This window comes from Pseudomonas sp. 2835 (assembly GCF_050435905.1).
Taxonomy (GTDB): Bacteria; Pseudomonadota; Gammaproteobacteria; order Pseudomonadales; family Pseudomonadaceae; genus Aquipseudomonas.
On record NZ_JBNDLE010000001.1, the window covers coordinates 465,936 to 484,344 of the forward strand.

The 18,409-nt window shown below is 62.6% G+C and carries 10 protein-coding genes; 6 read left to right on the forward strand and 4 right to left on the reverse strand.

The features are described 5' to 3' along the window. The first annotated feature begins 116 nt into the window (after positions 1-116). Both ABIE20_RS01780 and ABIE20_RS01785 read left to right on the forward strand, forming a co-directional pair. Positions 117-1,451: an MFS transporter gene (locus tag ABIE20_RS01780; RefSeq protein WP_429502301.1), complete on the forward strand. Its 1,335-nt coding sequence runs from the start codon at positions 117-119 to the stop codon at positions 1,449-1,451. A 158-nt stretch (positions 1,452-1,609) separates the two neighbouring features. After that, positions 1,610-2,617 (forward strand): aldo/keto reductase, encoded by a 1,008-nt coding sequence (locus ABIE20_RS01785; protein WP_429502303.1) that lies wholly within the window; start codon positions 1,610-1,612, stop codon positions 2,615-2,617. On the opposite strand, the gene nahK is transcribed toward ABIE20_RS01785, so the two are convergent. From nahK to ABIE20_RS01800, 3 genes are all read right to left on the reverse strand, one after another. Then, positions 2,595-5,174: a hybrid sensor histidine kinase/response regulator NahK/ErcS' gene (gene nahK, locus ABIE20_RS01790; RefSeq protein WP_429502305.1), complete on the reverse strand. Its 2,580-nt coding sequence runs from the start codon at positions 5,172-5,174 to the stop codon at positions 2,595-2,597. The genes ABIE20_RS01785 and nahK overlap by 23 nt on opposite strands. After that, positions 5,104-6,267 (reverse strand): nitric oxide-sensing protein NosP, encoded by a 1,164-nt coding sequence (gene nosP / locus ABIE20_RS01795; protein WP_429502307.1) that lies wholly within the window; start codon positions 6,265-6,267, stop codon positions 5,104-5,106. Before nosP ends, nahK begins: the two co-directional genes overlap by 71 nt. Positions 6,268-6,453: 186 nt before the next feature. Next, positions 6,454-7,635: a porin gene (locus ABIE20_RS01800; RefSeq protein WP_429502309.1), complete on the reverse strand. Its 1,182-nt coding sequence runs from the start codon at positions 7,633-7,635 to the stop codon at positions 6,454-6,456. 338 nt (positions 7,636-7,973) lie between these two features. Here ABIE20_RS01800 and ABIE20_RS01805 point away from each other — a divergent pair, with 338 nt between their 5' ends. From ABIE20_RS01805 to ABIE20_RS01815, 3 genes are all read left to right on the forward strand, one after another. Further along, on the forward strand, positions 7,974-9,044 hold the full coding sequence (locus tag ABIE20_RS01805; protein WP_429502311.1) for an enoyl-CoA hydratase/isomerase family protein: 1,071 nt from the start codon (positions 7,974-7,976) through the stop codon (positions 9,042-9,044). Positions 9,045-9,060: 16 nt separating this feature from the next. Beyond that, positions 9,061-10,212 carry an acyl-CoA dehydrogenase family protein gene (locus ABIE20_RS01810; protein ID WP_429502313.1) on the forward strand — a complete coding sequence of 384 codons (1,152 nt, stop codon included), beginning with the start codon at positions 9,061-9,063 and terminating at the stop codon, positions 10,210-10,212. A gap of 172 nt (positions 10,213-10,384) precedes the next feature. Beyond that, positions 10,385-15,760, forward strand: coding sequence for a dermonecrotic toxin domain-containing protein (locus tag ABIE20_RS01815; RefSeq protein WP_429502314.1), 5,376 nt, complete (start codon positions 10,385-10,387; stop codon positions 15,758-15,760). A gap of 53 nt (positions 15,761-15,813) precedes the next feature. On the opposite strand, the gene pedF is transcribed toward ABIE20_RS01815, so the two are convergent. Further along, the gene (gene pedF / locus ABIE20_RS01820; RefSeq protein WP_429502316.1) at positions 15,814-16,251 is read right to left on the reverse strand and encodes a cytochrome c-550 PedF; all 438 of its coding nucleotides are present in this window, start codon (positions 16,249-16,251) and stop codon (positions 15,814-15,816) included. A gap of 260 nt (positions 16,252-16,511) precedes the next feature. Between pedF and exaA the strand changes: the two genes are divergently transcribed. After that, on the forward strand, positions 16,512-18,383 hold the full coding sequence (gene exaA, locus ABIE20_RS01825; protein ID WP_429502317.1) for a quinoprotein ethanol dehydrogenase: 1,872 nt from the start codon (positions 16,512-16,514) through the stop codon (positions 18,381-18,383). The last annotated feature ends 26 nt before the right edge of the window (positions 18,384-18,409 follow it).

The following is an 18,409-nucleotide window of genomic DNA, read 5'->3' on the forward strand; positions in this document are numbered from 1 at the left end:
CCAGACAAAATGCTGTGCAAAAGCACAAAGACAGCCACGGCCCGCTCACCGAGACTCGTCGCAGCAGCCGCCTCGATGCAGGCTGCGGCGATAAACATAACAACAGAGAGAGAATCATGTCATACAGCCCTGCCCCTGACCAAGGCCAAGACGTCACCCGCAATGCGCTGTATCGGCGCATCACCTTGCGGCTGATTCCGTTCATCTTCATCTGCTACCTGTTCAACTACCTGGACCGGGTCAACGTCGGCTTCGCCAAGCTGCAGATGCTCGATGCGCTCAAGTTCAGCGAAACCATCTACGGCTTGGGTGCCGGGATTTTCTTCATCGGCTATGTGCTGTGCGGACTGCCCAGCAACCTGGCGCTCAACCGCTTCGGCCCGCGGCGCTGGATTGCACTGATGATGATCGCCTGGGGCACGCTGTCGACCTGCCTGCTGTTCGTCACCACGCCCATGGAGTTCTACGTGTTGCGCCTGTTCACCGGCGCCGCCGAAGCGGGCTTCTTCCCGGGCATCGTGCTGTACCTTTCGCGCTGGTTCCCGGCGACCCGCCGCGGGCGGATCATGGCCCTGTTCATGTCGGCGATCCCGGTGTCGGGCTTGCTCGGCGGGCCGTTCTCGGGCTGGATTCTCAATCATTTTGCCGCCGGCCAGCATGGCCTGGCCGGCTGGCAGTGGATGTTCCTGATCCAGGGCCTGCCCACCGTGTTGCTGGGCTTTCTGGCAATCTTCCTTCTCAGTGACGGCTACGCCAAGGCCACATGGCTAAGCCCGGCCGAACGGCAGATGATCGAGGCCGACCTCAAGGCCGATGCCGCCAGCAAGCCGGTGACCACCAGCGACAGCCTGCTGTCGGTGTTTGCCAACCCGCTGATCTGGACCTTCGGCTTTGTCTACTTCTGTATCCAGAGCGGGGTCTATGCGATCAACTTCTGGCTGCCGTCGATCATCAAGAACCTGGGTTTCAGCGACGCCCTGCTGATCGGTTGGCTGAGCGCCATCCCCTACCTGCTGGCCGGGGTGTTCATGCTGCTGGTCGGGCGCTCGGCAGACCTGCGCAACGAGCGCCGCTGGCATCTTGTGGTGCCGATGCTGATGGGTGCCCTGGGCCTGCTGATCGCGGTGAACTTCGGCCACAGCCCGGTGATCGCGATTATCGGTTTGAGCATTGCCACCATGGGCGCCCTCACCGGCCTGCCGATGTTCTGGCCGATGCCCACCGCGCTGCTGAGCGCCGGTACCGCCGTGGCGGGCCTGGCGATCATCAACTCGGTCGGGCAAATGGCCGGCTTTCTCAGCCCCTACCTGGTCGGTTTCATCAAGGACCAGACCGGCTCGACCGATGCCGCGCTGTATTCGCTGGCGGGCTTGATTGTGTTGGGTAGTTTGGTGGCGCTGCGGGTTTCGCGGGTGCGCAGCGCCCGGTTGGTCGAGGAGCAGGCTAACTAAATCACAATCTCTGCGCCCCCTATCGCCGGCAATGCCGGCTCCCACAAGGGTTCTGTGCAAGCCAGAGCGGTGGGAGCCGGCCTTGCCGGCGATGCTTTTAATCAGAGCGGGAACTGTGTAAAACAGATCGAATTCCAACCGCCAAAGGCCTTTCGATCATGATTTATCGTCCACTGGGCCAAAGCGGCCTGCAGGTGTCGGCACTGACCCTGGGCAGTATGATGTTCGGCGAGCCGACCAGCACCGAAGACTCGCTGCGCATCATCGACAAGGCCTGGGACCAGGGCATCAATTTCATCGACACCGCCGACGTTTACACCGCCGGGCGCAGCGAGGAAATCGTCGGCGAGGCCATCGCCCGCCACCGCCACGAATGGATCCTCGCTTCCAAGGTCGGCTTCGGCCCCGCCGAGGGCCTGCCCAACCGCAGCGGCCTGAACCGCAAGCACATCTTCAATGCCATCGAGGCCAGCCTGACCCGCCTGGGTACCGACTACCTGGACATCTACTACCTGCACCGCGAAGACCACAACACCCCGCTTGAAGTCACCGTCAGCGCCATCGGCGACCTGCTGCGCCAGGGCAAGATCCGCCACTGGGGCGTGTCCAACTTCCGCGGCTGGCGCATCGGCGAACTGTGCAACCTGGCCGAGCGCCTGGGCGTGCCCAAGCCTGTAGTCAGCCAGCCGTTGTACAACATCGTCAACCGCCAGGCCGAGCCCGAGCAGTTCAGCGCCGCCGCCCACCATGGCCTGGGGATCGTGCCCTACAGCCCGCTGGCGCGCGGCGTGCTCAGCGGCAAATATGCGCCCAATGCCAGCCCCGACGCCAACAGCCGCGCCGGGCGCCAGGACAAGCGCATCCTGGAAACCGAATGGCGCCCCGAATCGCTGCAGATCGCCCAGCAGATCCACGCCTACCTGCAGCCCAGGGGCATCGGCATGGTCGAGTTCGCCATTGCCTGGGTGCTCAACAACCGTGCGGTCAGCTCGGCGATTGTCGGCCCGCGCACCGAAGCCCAGTGGGACACCTACAGCGGCGCGCTGGCGGTGCAGATCACGGCTGAAGACGAAGCCTTCATCGATTCGCTGGTGACCCCGGGCCACGCCTCGACCCACGGCTACAACGACAGCGCACACTACGTCAGCGGCCGCGTGGCGCGCTGAGCTCGGCGCCAAGCAGGTGGCTGATGGCAGCCTTGAGCTTCATCGGCCGCACCGGCTTGTGCATCAAGGTATGGCCGCGCTCGCGCACCTGCTGTTTTAACTCGTTGCTGTAATTGGCGGTGATCATCAAGGCCGCCAGCGGCACAGCCCGCTGGGCGTTGATCGCCGCCACCGCATCGACGCCGTTGCGGCCGTTGTCCAGGTGGTAATCGGCGATCAGCAGGTCGGCTTCGGCGCTGTTGCAGGGCACCTGGCGCGCCAGGTCCTGCTCGCTCAGGGCCGTCACCACCTCGCAACCCCACTGTTCCAGTAAGGTGCGCATGCCGGCGCAGATCGCCGCGTCGTTATCCAGCACCCAGATTCGCGCGCCTTCCAGGCGTTCACGCAGCGGCTCGCTGAGGTCGGGCTCGGCCAGCCGCCTGGGTGCCTGATGGCTGCAAGGCACTTCGATGGCGAACATCGACCCCTTGCCCGGCACTGAACGCAACTGCAGGCGGTGGCTGAGGATCCCGGCGATCTTGTCGACGATGGCCAGGCCCAGGCCCAGGCCGCGGTCCTGGTCCGGGCGCTGTACGTCACCACGGCGAAACTCCTGAAACACCTCTTCGCGGCGCTCTGGGGCGATGCCGATGCCGGTGTCCCAGACTTCGATCGACAACGCCTTGCCGCGCCGCCGGCAGCCGAGCAGCACGCGGCCGCGCGGGGTGTAGCGGATGGCATTGCTGAGCAAATTGCGCAGGATCCGCGCCAACAACTGGATATCGCTGTGCACGCTCAGGCCGCAGGGCACGTAGGCCATGCGCAGGCCCTCGCTGGCGGCGGCATGGGCATATTCGGCAGCCAGGTTGTCGAGCAGGTCGCTGACGGCGAACGTGGCGAGGTCGGCCTTGATCACCCCAGCATCGAGTTTGGAGATATCCACCAGGGTACCGAGCAGGTTCTCGACATCGTCCAGCGAGTTGCTGACATTGCGTACCAACGCCGGGTTGGCGCTGCTCTGTTCGAGCAAGGCACTGGTAAACAATCGCGCGGCATTCAGCGGCTGCAGCAGGTCGTGGCTGACCGCAGCGAGGAACTTGGTCTTGGACAGGTTGGCCTGCTCGGCTTCCTGCTTGGCCTTGCTCAGTTCGGCGGTGCGTTCACGTACCCGCACCTCCAGGTTCTGGTAGGCCTGGTGCAGGGCCTCGGCGCTGCGCCGGCGTTCGGTGATGTCGCGGATCAGCACGAAGATCCCCACTACCTCGCCACTGGCCAGGCGGTTGGGCACGTAGGAGCGCAGCATGTAACGGTCCTGGCCGTTGACGTGGGTTTCGGCGCATTCGAAGGTCACGCTTTCGCCGGCCAGCGCCCGTTCGATGTAGCCCTCCAGGCGCTGGTAGTGCTCGGGGCTGTGCACCTCGCGCAGGTTCTGCCCGAGCATCACCCCCGGTGGCCAGCAGTACCACTGCTCGTAGACCTTGTTGGTGAACTCGTAGACCAGTTCGGCGTTGAGGTAGGCGATCAGGGCCGGCACGTGGTCGGTAATCAGGCGGATCCAGCGCTCGCTTTCGCTCAGGGCCTCGGCGTGCTGGTAGCGCTCGGTGATGTCGGTGAAGGTGTTGACGAAGCCGCCGGTGGGCAGCGGATGGGTACGAATTTCGAGCATGCGCCCGTCGAACAGGCGCTGTTCCAGTTCATGCACGCAGCGGCCATTGCCGTCGCGGCTGGCCGGGGTCAGCAAGGCCAGTTCGCTGTCGGCGATCACCTCGGTAAAGGCACGATGGGCGGCGATCGGCGCCAGGCCGCTGAGCTCGAGAAAGCGCCGGTTCCACAGCTCCAGCACGCCCTCGGCATTGACCATCGCCACCCCCTGGGACAGGTTGTCGACCGCCCGTTGCAGCAAGTAGGATTTTTGCGCCACCGCCTGCTCGCGGCGCCGGGTTTCGCTGTGCTTGACCTCGGTGATGTCGGTGAACAGCATCACCCGCCCGCCGTCCTGGGTCGGCCGCTCGCTGACCTGCAGCCAGCGCCCGTTGTGCAGGCGGTACAGCAGGTGCTCGTCGCTGGCACCGCGCTGCTCTTCGCTGAACAGGCCGCTGCCATGCATCAGGCGCTTGACCTCGGCCAGGCGCATGCCGCTGATGATACGGATGCGGCTGCCGGCCCAGAACGCCTTGAAGCGGCTGTTGAAGAGGACGATGCGCAAGTCCGGGTCGAACAGCACGAAGGCATCGGAGATGCTCTCGATGGCGTCCACCAGGTGCTGGTGGGCGGTTTCCGCGCGCAAGCGCGCATCGCTGAGCAGATGGTTGCTGGCCTTGAGCTCGACCAGGGTCTGGTTCAGGGCATCGGTGCGTTCGCGCACCTGTTCGGCCAGCACCACCGAATGCTGGAACGCCGCGTAGGAGTCATCCGGGCGCGCCGCGCCCGACTCCAGGCGCTCGATCAGCGCGGCGTTGATGCGCAGCAGCTTGTGGTTAGCCCGTTGCAGCTCGGCCAGGCGCGCGTCACTGTTCACGCTGGCCTCGGGGTCGGCCGATGGCAACGCCGGTGAAGGTCTGGTTGATGTGCATGCCATTGAACTGTTCCCCGTAGGAGTTGAAACCCAGCACCCGCTGGCTGCGCAGAAAGCTGCCGACCGCGGCCAGGCTGTCGCTGCCTTCCAGCTCCAGGCGGCGCAGGAAGCAGTCGCAACCGATGGTCAGCAGCAAGGGGCCCAGGCGCTGGTGCAGCCCGGCAAACAGCTTGTGCAGATTCGGCAACAACGGCCCCGGGCGCATGGCGGAGAGGACAATGCCGTTCTCCACCGCGCAGTAGAAACTCAGGCTCAGGTCCTCGTGCACCTGCTGGATGGCGCGCACGTAGTAACGCTCGTTGAGGCGGACCGCCAGCGGGTGCGCGGCGAAGGTGCGATGGTTGATCTGGCCGACCGGCACGCCGATCAACTGCGCGTATTCCAGCGCTGCCGGTTCGGCATTGAGCTCGTAGACCCGGCGCAGCTGGCGATCGGCGCGGGTGACCACCAGCTTTTCGCTGCGCGGCTCGATGTGATGGGTGGTGAATACCTCGAATTCCAGCCCGGTGTTGACCAGCAGCACCACCGCGGCGCCACTGCGAAAGGCGCCGTCGAAGTACACATGGGTGTGGTGAAGATGATTGTCGTCACCGGCCGAGCCACCGAAGTGCGGGATATCGCCCAGCGCTGCGCTGAGCGCCGCCAGTACTGTCTCCTCGCGGCTCGACAAGCCATCAAGCAGGGTCAGGGCAAAGCTGTGGCCCTTGATCGGCGCCAGGCTGTTGCTGCGGCACTCGCCCACCAGGCGCTCGACCGTGGCCTGGGCCTGGAACAGGCTGAACTGCGGCATGGCGTCGATCAGCTCGGCGGCGATGGAAAACTGCCGGTGATCAAAACCCAGGGCGGTGATACAGCCACGCCCGTAACCATCGGGGGTGAGCTCGCCGGCGCTGGTGCAACCGGCCAGGCGAATGCCGCCGAAGCTCTGTTGCAGGGCCTGGGCCAGGGCCGGCAGGTCGTACTCGGCGGAGCAGAAGAACAACACGAACCCCAGGTGCGGGTGCAGCAGCTGGCTGGCCAGTTCCTGGCCGGCGAGTTCGGCGGCGCTGGCCCGCGACACGGCAGTGATCACGCCCTCGGCCGGGAACTGCTGCATGGGTGCCTCCTGGGTAGGCATTGATCGATGCAGGCAGTTTAGGCAGGCGCGGTAGCAGGCCGAATGCTACTTGGGTACTGGGTGTGGGTGGCATTGGTTGTAGAGCTGAACCTGTGGGTGCCCTCTCCCACGGAGTTGACAGTAACGCAGCTCCCACAGGTTTGTTGGTGTTCCAGGGCCTTGTGTTTACCAGGTCAGCACCGCGCCCACGGCGAAGGTATCGGTGTCTTCGTTCTGCGCATCGCCTTCATGGCCGTCGATCTCGAACTGGTTGTACTCGGCCACCAGCTTGAGGTTGTCGTTGATGTCATGAAACAGCGCAATGCCGCGGGTTTCATAGTCGGCGCCGGTGTTCACCGCGCCATTGCCATCGTCCCTGGTCTTGCCATACGACAGCGCCAGGCGGTTCTTGCCAAGCTTGTAAGAGCCCTGCAGCAGGTAGCCCTTGCTGTCGACCTCACGCAAGGTCGCTTCGCCGGCGTTGTTGGTAAAGAACGGGTTGATGCCCTTGGCAGTAAAACCGGAGCCGGTCAGCGACAATCCGCCGATCTTCGCCTGCACACCATAGCCGAGCCCTTTGGAAGTGACCGAATCGACGCTGCTGTCGGTGTTGTCCGAGGTCTGGTAGGTGCCGTTGAGCCAGCTGTAGATCTGCGCGCCGCCGAGGTCGAACTGGTAGGTGATTTCGCTCTCGGTGCGCGGGTTTTCCTGGTAGGCCTTGCCCACCGCGCTGTCGTCGTTGGTATCGACCGGGTCCATGATCCCCACGGCGATGCGCAGGCCATCCATGACGGGCGTGCGGTAGGTGATCTGCGAGGTCGGGAACGGGTATGGGTAGCCACTGCCGATGTTGCCGAACGACACCCCGCCGCCATCAACAAGGCCCAGGGTGTCACTGACCTGGCCATAGCCGGCAAGCAACTCGTCGAGAAGGATGTTGGAACGGGCGAACAGGCCGAAGTCCTTGCCGATCAACACCTCGCCCCATTCGGGGTTGGACACGGTGCCGTAGAACTGGCGCACGTCGATGGCGGTGTCGGTGCCGTTGGTTTCGCTGTCGTTGATGGTCACCCAGAACGAGGCCCGGCCGCCGAGCTTGAGGTCGTCGACCTGACGGGTCATGTTGAAGCCCAGGTAGTTGGGCAGAAACCCCATCTTCACCCGCGACTGGCGGCGGTCGTACTGCTCCCCCGCGCGATCGACGTCGCTGTTGACGTAGAAGGCGTTGATGTAGCCGTCGGTGGAAAAGGTCGTCTGCTCCTTGTCGTAGAGCATGATTTCGGCATCGGCCAGCGGGCTCAGGCCCAGGGCCGCGAGGCTGGTCAGCACTGGCAGGAAACGGCGATTGGCATTGTTATTGTTGTGCATGGCGCTCTCCGCAAACGGGGGGACGAATGTCGGAGGCGATTATCGAAAGGCCAGGCAAGGGGCCATACCCTGCCTTGGCGCAAGTCCCCTGCTGCTTTGGCGCAACGAGCCCGGCTGCCCGCAGGCGGAACTAATCCCTTGCCCGTCGGTGTCACAAGGCTAAAGTGGCAAGACCCGGTGCATCAGGCGCGCCCACCCATGCAAAAATGCAGACTCAGCCTGCAGATTTACGGATTGTATTGGGCAAATTTGCACTGATACGATCCTTCGATCCTCTAGCGCCTATCCAGACCGTGTTAAAACACGTGGAAAATCAATAACAAAGCAGGGAGAAAGCGATGACCGCGCACGCTCAAGCGCCAACCGACGTCCATGTACTGGCCCAGGTTCGCAACCATATCGGTCACTTGACCCTCAACCGCCCCGCCGGCCTCAACGCCCTGACCCTGGACATGGTCCGCAGCCTGCAGCGCCAGCTCGACGCCTGGGCCGCCGATACCCAGGTGCATGCCGTGGTATTGCGTGGCGAAGGTCCGAAGGGCTTCTGCGCCGGCGGCGACATCCGTTCGCTGTACGACAGCTACAAGGCCGGTGACAGCCTGCACCGGGATTTCTTCGTCGAGGAATACGCCCTCGACCTGTGCATCCATCATTACCCCAAGCCAGTCCTGGCGCTGATGGACGGTTTCACCCTCGGCGGCGGCATGGGCCTGGCCCAGGGCGCCGACCTGCGGGTGGTCACCGAGCGCAGCCGCCTGGCCATGCCGGAAACCGCCATCGGCTACTTCCCGGATGTCGGCGGCAGCTATTTCCTCTCGCGCATTCCCGGCGAACTGGGTACCTACCTGGGGGTCAGCGGCGTCCAGGTGCAGGCGGCCGATGCGCTGTACTGCGGCCTGGCCGACTGGTACCTGGACAGCAGCAAGCTGGCCAGCCTCGATGAACGCCTCGACACCCTGAATTTTGGCGAACACCCGCTCAAGGACCTGCAAGGTGCACTGGCCAAACTCGGCACCCAGGTGCTTGAAGACGCGCCACTGGCCAGGCTGCGCCCGGCCATCGATCACTTCTTCGCCCTGCCCGACGTTGCCAGTATCGTTGAGCAACTGCGGGCCGTGACAGTAGCCGACAGCCACGACTGGGCGCTGAAAACCGCCGACCTGCTGGACAGCCGCTCGCCGCTGGCCATGGCCGTGACCCTGGAGATGCTTCGTCGGGGTCGCCACCTGAGTCTTGAGGACTGCTTCAAGATGGAACTGCACCTGGACCGCCAGTGGTTCGGGCATGGCGACCTGATCGAAGGCGTGCGCGCGCTGATCATCGACAAGGACAAGCAGCCACGCTGGAACCCCGCCACCCTCGCCGGCCTCGACCGCCAGCGCGTGGATCAATTCTTCGAAGGCCTCTGAGGCCTGGAGTACGCAGATGCAAGACCTGGAACTGACTGAAGAACAGATCATGATCCGCGACATGGCTCGGGACTTCGCCCGCGGCGAGATCGCCCCCCATGCCCAGGCCTGGGAAAAGGCCGGCTGGATCGACGATGGCGTGGTGCAAAAGATGGGCGAACTGGGCCTGCTGGGCATGGTCGTGCCCGAGCAATGGGGCGGCAGCTACACCGACTATGTCGCCTACGCCCTGGCGGTCGAAGAGATCGCCGCCGGCGACGGCGCGACTGGCGCGCTGATGAGCATCCACAACTCGGTGGGTTGCGGCCCGCTGCTCGCTTACGGCAGCGCCGAGCAACAGCAGACCTGGCTCGAACGCCTGGCCAGCGGCCAGGTGATCGGATGCTTCTGCCTGACCGAACCGCAAGCGGGCTCCGAGGCGCACAACCTGCGCACCCGCGCCGAGCTTGAGGGCGATCACTGGGTGATCAATGGCGCCAAGCAGTTCGTCAGCAATGCCCGCCGTGCAGGGCTGGCGATCGTCTTTGCGGTCACCGACCCGCAGCTGGGCAAAAAGGGCATCTCGGCCTTCCTGGTGCCGACCGATAACGAAGGCTTCGTGGTTGATCGCAGCGAGCACAAGATGGGCATCCGCGCTTCCGACACCTGCGCAGTGACCCTGAGCAACTGCCGTATCCCGGCAGCCAACATGCTCGGCGAGCGCGGCAAGGGCCTGGCCATTGCCCTGTCCAACCTCGAAGGCGGGCGTATCGGCATCGCCGCCCAGGCCCTGGGCATTGCCCGCGCGGCGTTCGAGGCGGCGCTGGTGTATTCCCGTGACCGCATCCAGTTCGGCAAGCCGATCAACGAGCACCAGAGCATCGCCAACCTGCTGGCCGACATGCAGGTGCAGATCAATGCTGCACGGCTGTTGATCCTCCACGCCGCACGCCTGCGCAGCGCCGGCAAGCCATGCCTTAGCGAAGCCTCACAGGCCAAGCTGTTCGCCTCGGAAATGGCCGAGCGGGTGTGTTCCAAGGCGATCCAGGTGCATGGCGGGTATGGGTACCTGGAGGATTACCCGGTCGAGCGTTACTACCGCGATGCGCGTATTACCCAGATCTACGAAGGCTCCAGCGAAATCCAGCGCATGCTGATTGCCCGGGAGCTCAAGCACTATCCCTTGTAACACGCTACGGTCCAGGGCTGGGGGACCAGCCCATGTGACCGGATCCGCACTGGCGCGCTGAACCGGCACAGCCCGGGGCACCCCGCCGTAAATATGTATCACCCTCCCAGGCATCGCCTCGCGCCCAATGTGAACGCCACTCCCGGCAGAACTTCACATTTGGGATGACGCCATGAGCGATGCGCCTGAAACTCTCGACCCCCTGTCCTTTTCCCCAGTAGATTTCATTACAACCAGGCACCGCGACACCGCCTTGCTGCTCGATGCCAGCCTGCGTTGGAAAGAACATCGCAACGTATTCAACACCCTGCTGGCCCAGGCCCCCGGCATTTACCAGGCACTGCTGGATCTGGTCCGTGAACAGCTGGGTGCCGATCCGCTCAGTACTGCCCTGCGATTCAAGATTTCTGACACGCACCACAGCGATGTCAGCCTGGTCGCCCTTGCGGCCCACACGCGCCAGTATCCTCAGCCCCCGGCAGACCTCGACCAGCGCGCCCAGCTGACAGGCCTGAGCGCCGATCATCGGCTTTTGCGCCTGACACCCACGCAGTTGCTCGCCAAACTTGCCCAACTGGATATTCCCGCAGCAGTCCGACGGCAGTGGGATGACTACTGGTATGCGCGGGCCTCGGATACCGCCGTCAGCCGCCGCAGCCATGCCCTGAACCAGTACCTGGAAGTTTTCAGAGCCAGTTGGGATGTGGCAGTGGCAACGGGTAACTTCGATGCTCAACAGCAGCGCTCGGTCAGCGGTGTGCTCGATAACCCCGAATGGCTTCGCCATGAAGGCAAGCCCATCGCTATCCGGACGCTCTCGATCGACGGCCAGGTCATGCCGGGGGCGCTGCTGTTCAACATCGAAGACGAACCGCAACTGATGCTCTATCGTCCCGGCAGCACGCCCAACTTCAGTGCCTACACCTCCCAGTCGAATCTGGAAGAGGCCATTGGTTCCACGGCCTCAAGCTTCAGCTATGAAAGCCACGACAGCCTCTCGGCCGGCTTCGCCCCGCTGTTCAACAGCCTTCTCAACGAGCGTCTGGATGCACTGGACAACAAGCCCGGAGCAGATATCCAGCAATTTGGCGAACTCGCCCTGGCGCTCATCCACTGGGTCGATACCCAGCAGAGCGATTCGAGTGCATTGAGCCTGGCGCCGGCTATTGAAATGCCAGACAGCGACGCCCCCCAGGCACGTTCGCTCTATGATTTCGGCAACCTGAGCCTTGATGTTCCCTACCCCATCCGCCTGCAACAGATCACCACCCAGCAGGCGCTGATGGACCGCCTGGCCGAAACCAATCTGCAATCGCTCAAGGATTATCAGCAAGCCCTGGAGGATGCCTGCCAACAAGCAGAACAGGCCATCGAGCAACAGCTACAAGCCAACACCTGGGCCTGCGAGCAAATCCCTGTTGCCAGTGAAGATTTGCTCCAGGCGCATTATCAGGGCTTGCGCGCCCATGCCCGCTTTCAGAACTTGCTGGGAGAGATCGACAACGAAGAGCTGAGATGGCTGGAAAGTCTTCTCGATCACCCCGAAAGCTTCCCGCGCCCAGGCTCCAGCATCGTCGCGGCACATCCGGTGCTGACCTCGACGTCGATGGATGAGGGCGCCGAAACCTCTACCAGCACCACCCTGCACGACTGCCTGGTGGTGACCCTGCAGAACGATGACGCTCCCCACAGCCTGCTACTGTACTGGCCAGGTGAGGCCGGCGGATTGCTGCGCTGCGCCAACCATGACGAGCTTGCACGCTGCTTCGCGGTCAGTGCCGAGGATAATCAGTCCTTGGGCCTGAGCCCGGTGACCGGCGATGTCCTGGCCCAGGTGCTGGCCCATCACTTTGCCCAAGCCAGGATTGCACTCGCTGGCGCCCCATCGTCCGCGGCGGTGAGCGAGACGCTGGCACAGCGCCTGAACGTACCTCGCCAGGCCGCCCGCGAGTATGCGTTCAACTTGATCCAGGAACAGGAAACCAGTGCCGCTCTGAGCAACATTTCCCCGGATTGGCTGGCAGGCTTGTCCGACGGAGACCGCCAGGAGCTGAAGTCCGGCACCCTTGGCTTCATTAACGCCATGTACAAGGCCCAGGCACTTGTCGCCCTCGACCTGCCGCACATCGACCTGTTCTGCCGCCAACTCGTCAGCGAGCGCCTGAAGCTGGACTTTCCTGAATACGATGACAGCCCCATCACCCTCCACCTGCCGCAGAGCGCCTCGTGGGTCCGGGTTGTGGTCGACAGCACAAGCCCCCAGGGCATTGCCACGAAGCTGACGCTCAAGCCCAGCAGCGCTTGGGTAGACCTGACGCTGGAAAATCTTTTGCTGGAGAACGTCGACGAGGCGATGCGCGACCGCTTGAGCTTTCTTAGGCTCAAGTTGCAAACGCCGGACCAGACGCTGGCCCAACAGTTGACAGACGGCATCGACAAAACCTATCTGAGCGACCTGGCCAGGGACCTGAATCTGGCCCAGAAGTACGAGAATAAACTTTCCGAGGTATATCGTGGCACTCATGAAAGCCCCTTTGCCCAGGCCTATCGTCGCCAATGCCTGGGCGAACCTTTCCGTCAGATGCTCAAGTTGCAAAGTGCCCAGGCCAGGGCCAAGGGCGAGCTGGACGACAAAGGCCAGACAATCTTCAACATCGCCATCGACGCGGATAGCGCAGCGGCCTACCAAGCGGACGGCCACGACATTCGCCTGTTCCCCGCCCGGCTGACCGCAGGGGGCGAGGACACCGAAAGCTACGGCACCACCCTGTCCGGGGTAACCTTCATCTGCGACGAGAAAAGCGGCGTCACCGTGCTTTACCGCCCGGACCATCCAACCCGGCTGGTGCACCAATACCCTAGCCTCAAAGAGGCCCGCCTTGCCCTCTATGACCTGAGCAAACAAAGCGGCGAAATCGACTACCTGGCCTCACGCGCCCTGCTCGGCAGTCCAGCGGCACACGCCTCGCGGATACGCCAGGCCATCGAGCACCATTTCGACGGCATCATCGGTCTGGGTACGACCTGGCCCTTGACCACGTCCCTGGCCCAGCACCTGCTGGATGCCCAAGCCGGACGCAGGCTCGAAGCCCACAGAGCGACCTCGCGATCGAACCGTGACCTGTGGCTGGAAAACTTTGCCTACCAGAGCGGGATGGTTTTCAACTACATCAAGATGGCACTGGGTTTCATACCGGTGATAGGCACCGTCGTCAGTGTCTACGACTTTTTCGACGCCTGTGCCAAGGGGGTCAGGGCATTGCTGCAGGATGAAGTTTACAAAGCGCTGGAGGCCCTCGAGCAAGCCCTGCTGGCCTTCGTCGACGCCGCCATCGACCTGCTGCCAAGCTTGAGTTTCAAGGCCCTGGCTGCGCGCCTGCTCACCCGCAAACGCCAGTTGCAACTGCTGCACGCTGGCCCGACGGCGGGCATCGGCCCTGTCAGCGCCAGCACGGCCCGACGCCTGGCACGCTTTGAAGGTTATGAGTATCAGGCCCCCTTGTCATTGGCCGGAATCGAACCGGGTCGAGTCGGCAAATACAAAGGCATCTACCAGCACGCCGATGGCGATTTCATCCTGGTAGGTGACCGCCCCTGCCAGGTGCAATGGCTGGACACGGAACATACCTGGCGTCTTCGTGGCAACAGGTTCAAGACCTGGAGAAAAAACATCGCGCTCAACAACAACGGTAGATGGGACACCCATTTCGCGCTGTACGGCGTGCACCTGCGCGGTGGCGGTGCAGGCGGTGGCCAGACCCTTGGGCGCCTGGCCGACCTTGCTGATCCTTTGTGGCCTGCTCCTGTCCGTGAACGCCTGCCCCGCTGGTGGACAGATGCCACCTACCGTCGTCGCCTGGCACTGAAGGAAGCCACTGAGCACAGCTACAGCAGGCTGGTCGATCAGTATGCCCCCCTGGATAAACTTAAAATACAGGGTTCCTCCGACGCTGCCGAGCTGGCGCGAATCGACCAAGCCTGTGCCAACGAAATCGCCCAAGCGAAAGTCGTCTTCGAGCAACTGGACAACTATCGAGCATTGTTGACCGGTAGAAACCTAACAGAAAACGCCGGCCTTAAAAGCAGTACGGTGACCATTATCCTGCAGCGCTCGCTCAATCGAGTGAATCATGCGAAACATCGCGCGAGTGCCCTACAAGACGATATCAACAAGCTGGACACGCCCATCAAGAGCAAAGAGCAATATGCTTTATTTAATCAAAAGCTCCGCCAGTTTATTGAGACAATGGATCACATTGAGCACCTGGAAAAAGAGATAAGGAAATGGCTCAGTCACTCGATACACAGCGCCACCATCAACACGGTCAAGAAAGATTTGCCGAATGTACTGACCTTCAATCACTTCGCCAACAAGACCGGTGAACTTTTAAAGCTGGTTGAGCGTCATGGCCTGGCAAACGATCTCACGTGGCAGTACTTCAATGACAGCGTAAAGCAGGCTCGGAATCGTTTCGTGCATGCCGCCAACAACCACAACAATCTGCACAAGATCAGCCTTGCCAGTGAGCGCAAAACCATCCTCAATCACTGTATCGATGCGTACGAGAAACACATTGTGAATCTCAGGGTGTGGTCAACCAACTACCCTGACTACTTTGAATCGCGGTTTCTCCCCTCCCTGTCGACAGCCATTGAGGAACTGCGCCAACTGGCCAAAAAGGAATTGGCCGCAGCCCCCAAAGGTCAAACGGCAACCCCCAAGCCTGGCGCGTCCGGCCAATCGCAGGCACGGGTGTTTGAAACAGAAGATGCGTTTTTACTTATTGGCTCGCAGATTCCTGCCGCAGGCGCGCAGCCACAAAGGTTCAAGGTCACGGGTCTTGGCGGTATCGACGAAATCTATGTGAAAGGCGCCCGGGGAAAATGGCACCGTGAATCGCCGCCGCCGGCTTCCACGACTCAATTCGACCCGCAGCAACTGATTGGGGAAGCTCAACAGCGGTTAAACGCGATCGACCATGATGCCAGCCGTATTAGCAACAACATCAAGCCCGGCTCGATACCCGCCGACCTGGAAGACCTGATGAGCGAATTGGCCGCACAGCTCAGATCCCGCGCGCAACGAATCGAGTCGCTGGGTACCCAACAACTGCTGGTTACCCGTCTGCGCGAAAAAGCTACAAGGCTGGTCGAACAAGGCAAGCTATTGAGAACGGCGCAGACACTGGTCAGTCAAAAACCCAATGCCGGCCAGCTGGACTATCTGGTTGAACAGGGCGCCGTCGACATCAGGAAGAAGGGAGGACCGATCGAACTGACCCGACGTCAGGACGGGCGCCGCGATTTCCTGCAGGAGTACGAGATTCGTGACCTCAGCCAGAACCCGCCACAGCCTTTGTGGTACGCACACTTCCACTACACCTCGGCAAAGGCTGAGTTCGACCAGTTTGCCAAAGCCCACCTCAAGTTGAGTGACTATCGCTACCTGGGGGCCAAATGGCAGCAATCGCTAGGAGCGGGTGCTGAAGCGATCTGGCGAGGGGACATCAATCAGACAATTGCTGCCAAGCATTTTCAAGCGCTTTGAGTGACCTTCGCATCAAGGGGACAGCTAATGCGCCCCTTGACGCGATCGCCCTTCTACTCGTCTACCCGCACACTGTCCAGGTAGCTACGCACAGCCCATAAAGCCTCCTGGCTGAGGTAGTCGGCCATCTTCGGCATGTACACCCGCCCATCGCGTACCGCGCCATTGCGCACCCGCTCGACAAACCACTCATCACCGGCAGCGCCTTCGTCGAGCAGGCGCAGGTCCGGGGCGATGCCGCCGGACTTGGCCTCAAGACCATGGCAGGCAGCGCAGTTCTGGTTGTAGGCCGAAGCACCGATGGACACCGCCTCGTCGTGATCCTTGCTGTTGCGGTAGGGGTTTTCTGCGCGCCACTGCTCACCGAGCTTTTCCAGGTTGCCGGTATTGACCGCAGTCGGCGTGACGTTGCCATGGGCAAAAGCCCCGGCGCTGCTCATCAGGCCGGCACTGACGATCAGGCTCAACCAGGTTTTTTTTGCTGTTTTCATTGATCTGCCCTCGACTGCTGTTTGCACGCAAAAACCTCTCGACTGAAAGGTTGTGCCGGCATCTTAGAAACGGGCTGACGAGGGCCCCATGCTGCTTTGGTGGCCGCGGCCTCCTCCCTTGGTAGTAGCGCTTGTGGGGCAGTGCCAAATCATGCCCGGCCTGGGAAGTTTTCCCGTGAAAGCCGGGAGATTTTCCGTATCGATCCAGACCTTGGCGTTCCAGGCTATGCAGGCCAAAACCTTCATTGGGAACTCCAACCATGACAATAAGATCGTTACCCGCCGCGCTTTCCCCGCTGACAGCTGCCGTGCACACCGTCCTCCTGCTCGGCAGCCTGGCCCTGGTCCCGCATGCCCTGGCGAAACCTGTGAGCTGGGAAGACATCGCCGACGACCACAAGAGCACCGGCAACGTGCTGCAGTACGGCATGGGCACCAATGCCCAGCGCTGGAGCCCGCTGGCCCAGGTCAACGACCAGAACGTGTTCAAGCTGACCCCGGCCTGGTCGTACTCCTTTGGTGACGAGAAGCAGCGCGGCCAGGAGTCCCAGGCCATCGTCAACGATGGCGTGATCTACGTCACCGGGTCGTACTCGCGGGTGTTTGCCCTCGATGCCAAGACCGGCAAGCGCCTGTGGACCTACAACCATCGCCTGCCGGACAACATTCGCCCGTGCTGCGACGTGGTCAACCGCGGCGCCGCCATCTATGGCGACAAGATCTACTTCGGCACCCTCGACGCCCAGGTCATTGCCCTGAACAAGGACACCGGCAAGGTGGTGTGGAAGAAAAAGTTCGGCGACCACAGCGCCGGCTACACCATGACCGGCGCCCCGACCCTGATCAAGGACCAGAAGAGCGGCAAGGTGCTGCTGATTCACGGCAGCTCCGGCGATGAGTTCGGCGTGGTCGGCCAGCTGTATGCCCGCGACCCGGAGACCGGTGACGAGGTGTGGATGCGGCCCTTCGTCGAAGGCCACATGGGCCGCCTGAACGGCAAGGACAGCACCCCCACCGGCGACGTCAAGGCACCGTCCTGGCCCAACGACCCGACCACCGAGACTGGCAAGGTCGAAGCCTGGAGCCATGGTGGCGGCGCGCCGTGGCAGAGTGCAAGCTTCGATGCCGAGACCAACACCATCATTGTCGGCGCCGGCAATCCGGGGCCATGGAACACCTGGGCACGTACCTCCAAGGACGGCAACCCGCACGACTATGACAGCCTCTACACCTCCGGCCAGGTCGGCGTCGATCCGACTACCGGCGAAGTGAAGTGGTTCTACCAGCACACGCCCAACGACGCCTGGGACTTTTCCGGCAACAATGAGCTGGTGCTGTTCGACTACAAGGACAAGGACGGCAAGCAGTACAAGGCAACCGCCCATGCCGACCGCAACGGCTTCTTCTACGTGGTCGACCGCACCAACGGCAAACTGAAGAACGCCTTCCCGTTCGCCGACAACATCACCTGGGCCAGCCACATCGACCTCAAGACCGGCCGCCCGGTGGAGAACCCCGGCCAGCGTCCAGCCAAGCCGGAACCCGGGCAGACCAAGGGCAAGCCGGTGGAAGTCTCGCCGCCGTTCCTCGGTGGCAAGAACTGGAACCCGATGGCCTACAGCCAGGACACCGGCCTGTTCTACGTGCCGTCGAACCAGTGGAAAGAGGAATACTGGACCGAGGAGGTCAACTACAAGAAAGGCTCGGCCTACCTGGGCATGGGTTTCAGGATCAAGCGCATGTACGAGGACCACGTCGGCTCGCTGCGGGCCATGGACCCGACCACCGGCAAGATGGTCTGGGAGCACAAGGAACGCCTGCCGTTGTGGGCCGGGGTGCTGGCGACCAAGGGCAACCTGGTGTTTACCGGTACCGGTGATGGCTACTTCAAGGCCTTCAACGCCAAGACCGGCGAAGAGCTGTGGAAATTCCAGACCGGCAGCGGCATCGTCTCGCCGCCGATCACTTGGGAACAGGACGGTGAGCAGTACATCGGCGTGACTGTCGGCTATGGCGGCGCGGTACCGCTGTGGGGCGGCGACATGGCCGAGCTGACCAAGCCGGTGGCCCAAGGTGGTTCGTTCTGGGTGTTCAAGATCCCGGCCTGGGATACCAAGACGGCCCAGCGCTAAGCCCATCGCGGGTCAAGCCCGCTCCG

Excerpts from the sequence above, each read along its gene's own strand:
- ABIE20_RS01805 (WP_429502311.1), top strand. The coding sequence starts at position 7,974 with ATGACCGCGCACGCTCAAGCGCCAACCGACGTCCATGTACTGGCCCAG.
- ABIE20_RS01785 (WP_429502303.1), top strand. The coding sequence starts at position 1,610 with ATGATTTATCGTCCACTGGGCCAAAGCGGCCTGCAGGTGTCGGCACTG.
- ABIE20_RS01800 (WP_429502309.1), bottom strand. The coding sequence starts at position 7,635 with ATGCACAACAATAACAATGCCAATCGCCGTTTCCTGCCAGTGCTGACC.
- exaA (WP_429502317.1), top strand. The coding sequence starts at position 16,512 with ATGACAATAAGATCGTTACCCGCCGCGCTTTCCCCGCTGACAGCTGCC.
- pedF (WP_429502316.1), bottom strand. The coding sequence starts at position 16,251 with ATGAAAACAGCAAAAAAAACCTGGTTGAGCCTGATCGTCAGTGCCGGC.
- ABIE20_RS01815 (WP_429502314.1), top strand. The coding sequence starts at position 10,385 with ATGAGCGATGCGCCTGAAACTCTCGACCCCCTGTCCTTTTCCCCAGTA.
- ABIE20_RS01780 (WP_429502301.1), top strand. The coding sequence starts at position 117 with ATGTCATACAGCCCTGCCCCTGACCAAGGCCAAGACGTCACCCGCAAT.
- nosP (WP_429502307.1), bottom strand. The coding sequence starts at position 6,267 with ATGCAGCAGTTCCCGGCCGAGGGCGTGATCACTGCCGTGTCGCGGGCC.
- nahK (WP_429502305.1), bottom strand. The coding sequence starts at position 5,174 with ATGGCATGCACATCAACCAGACCTTCACCGGCGTTGCCATCGGCCGAC.
- ABIE20_RS01810 (WP_429502313.1), top strand. The coding sequence starts at position 9,061 with ATGCAAGACCTGGAACTGACTGAAGAACAGATCATGATCCGCGACATG.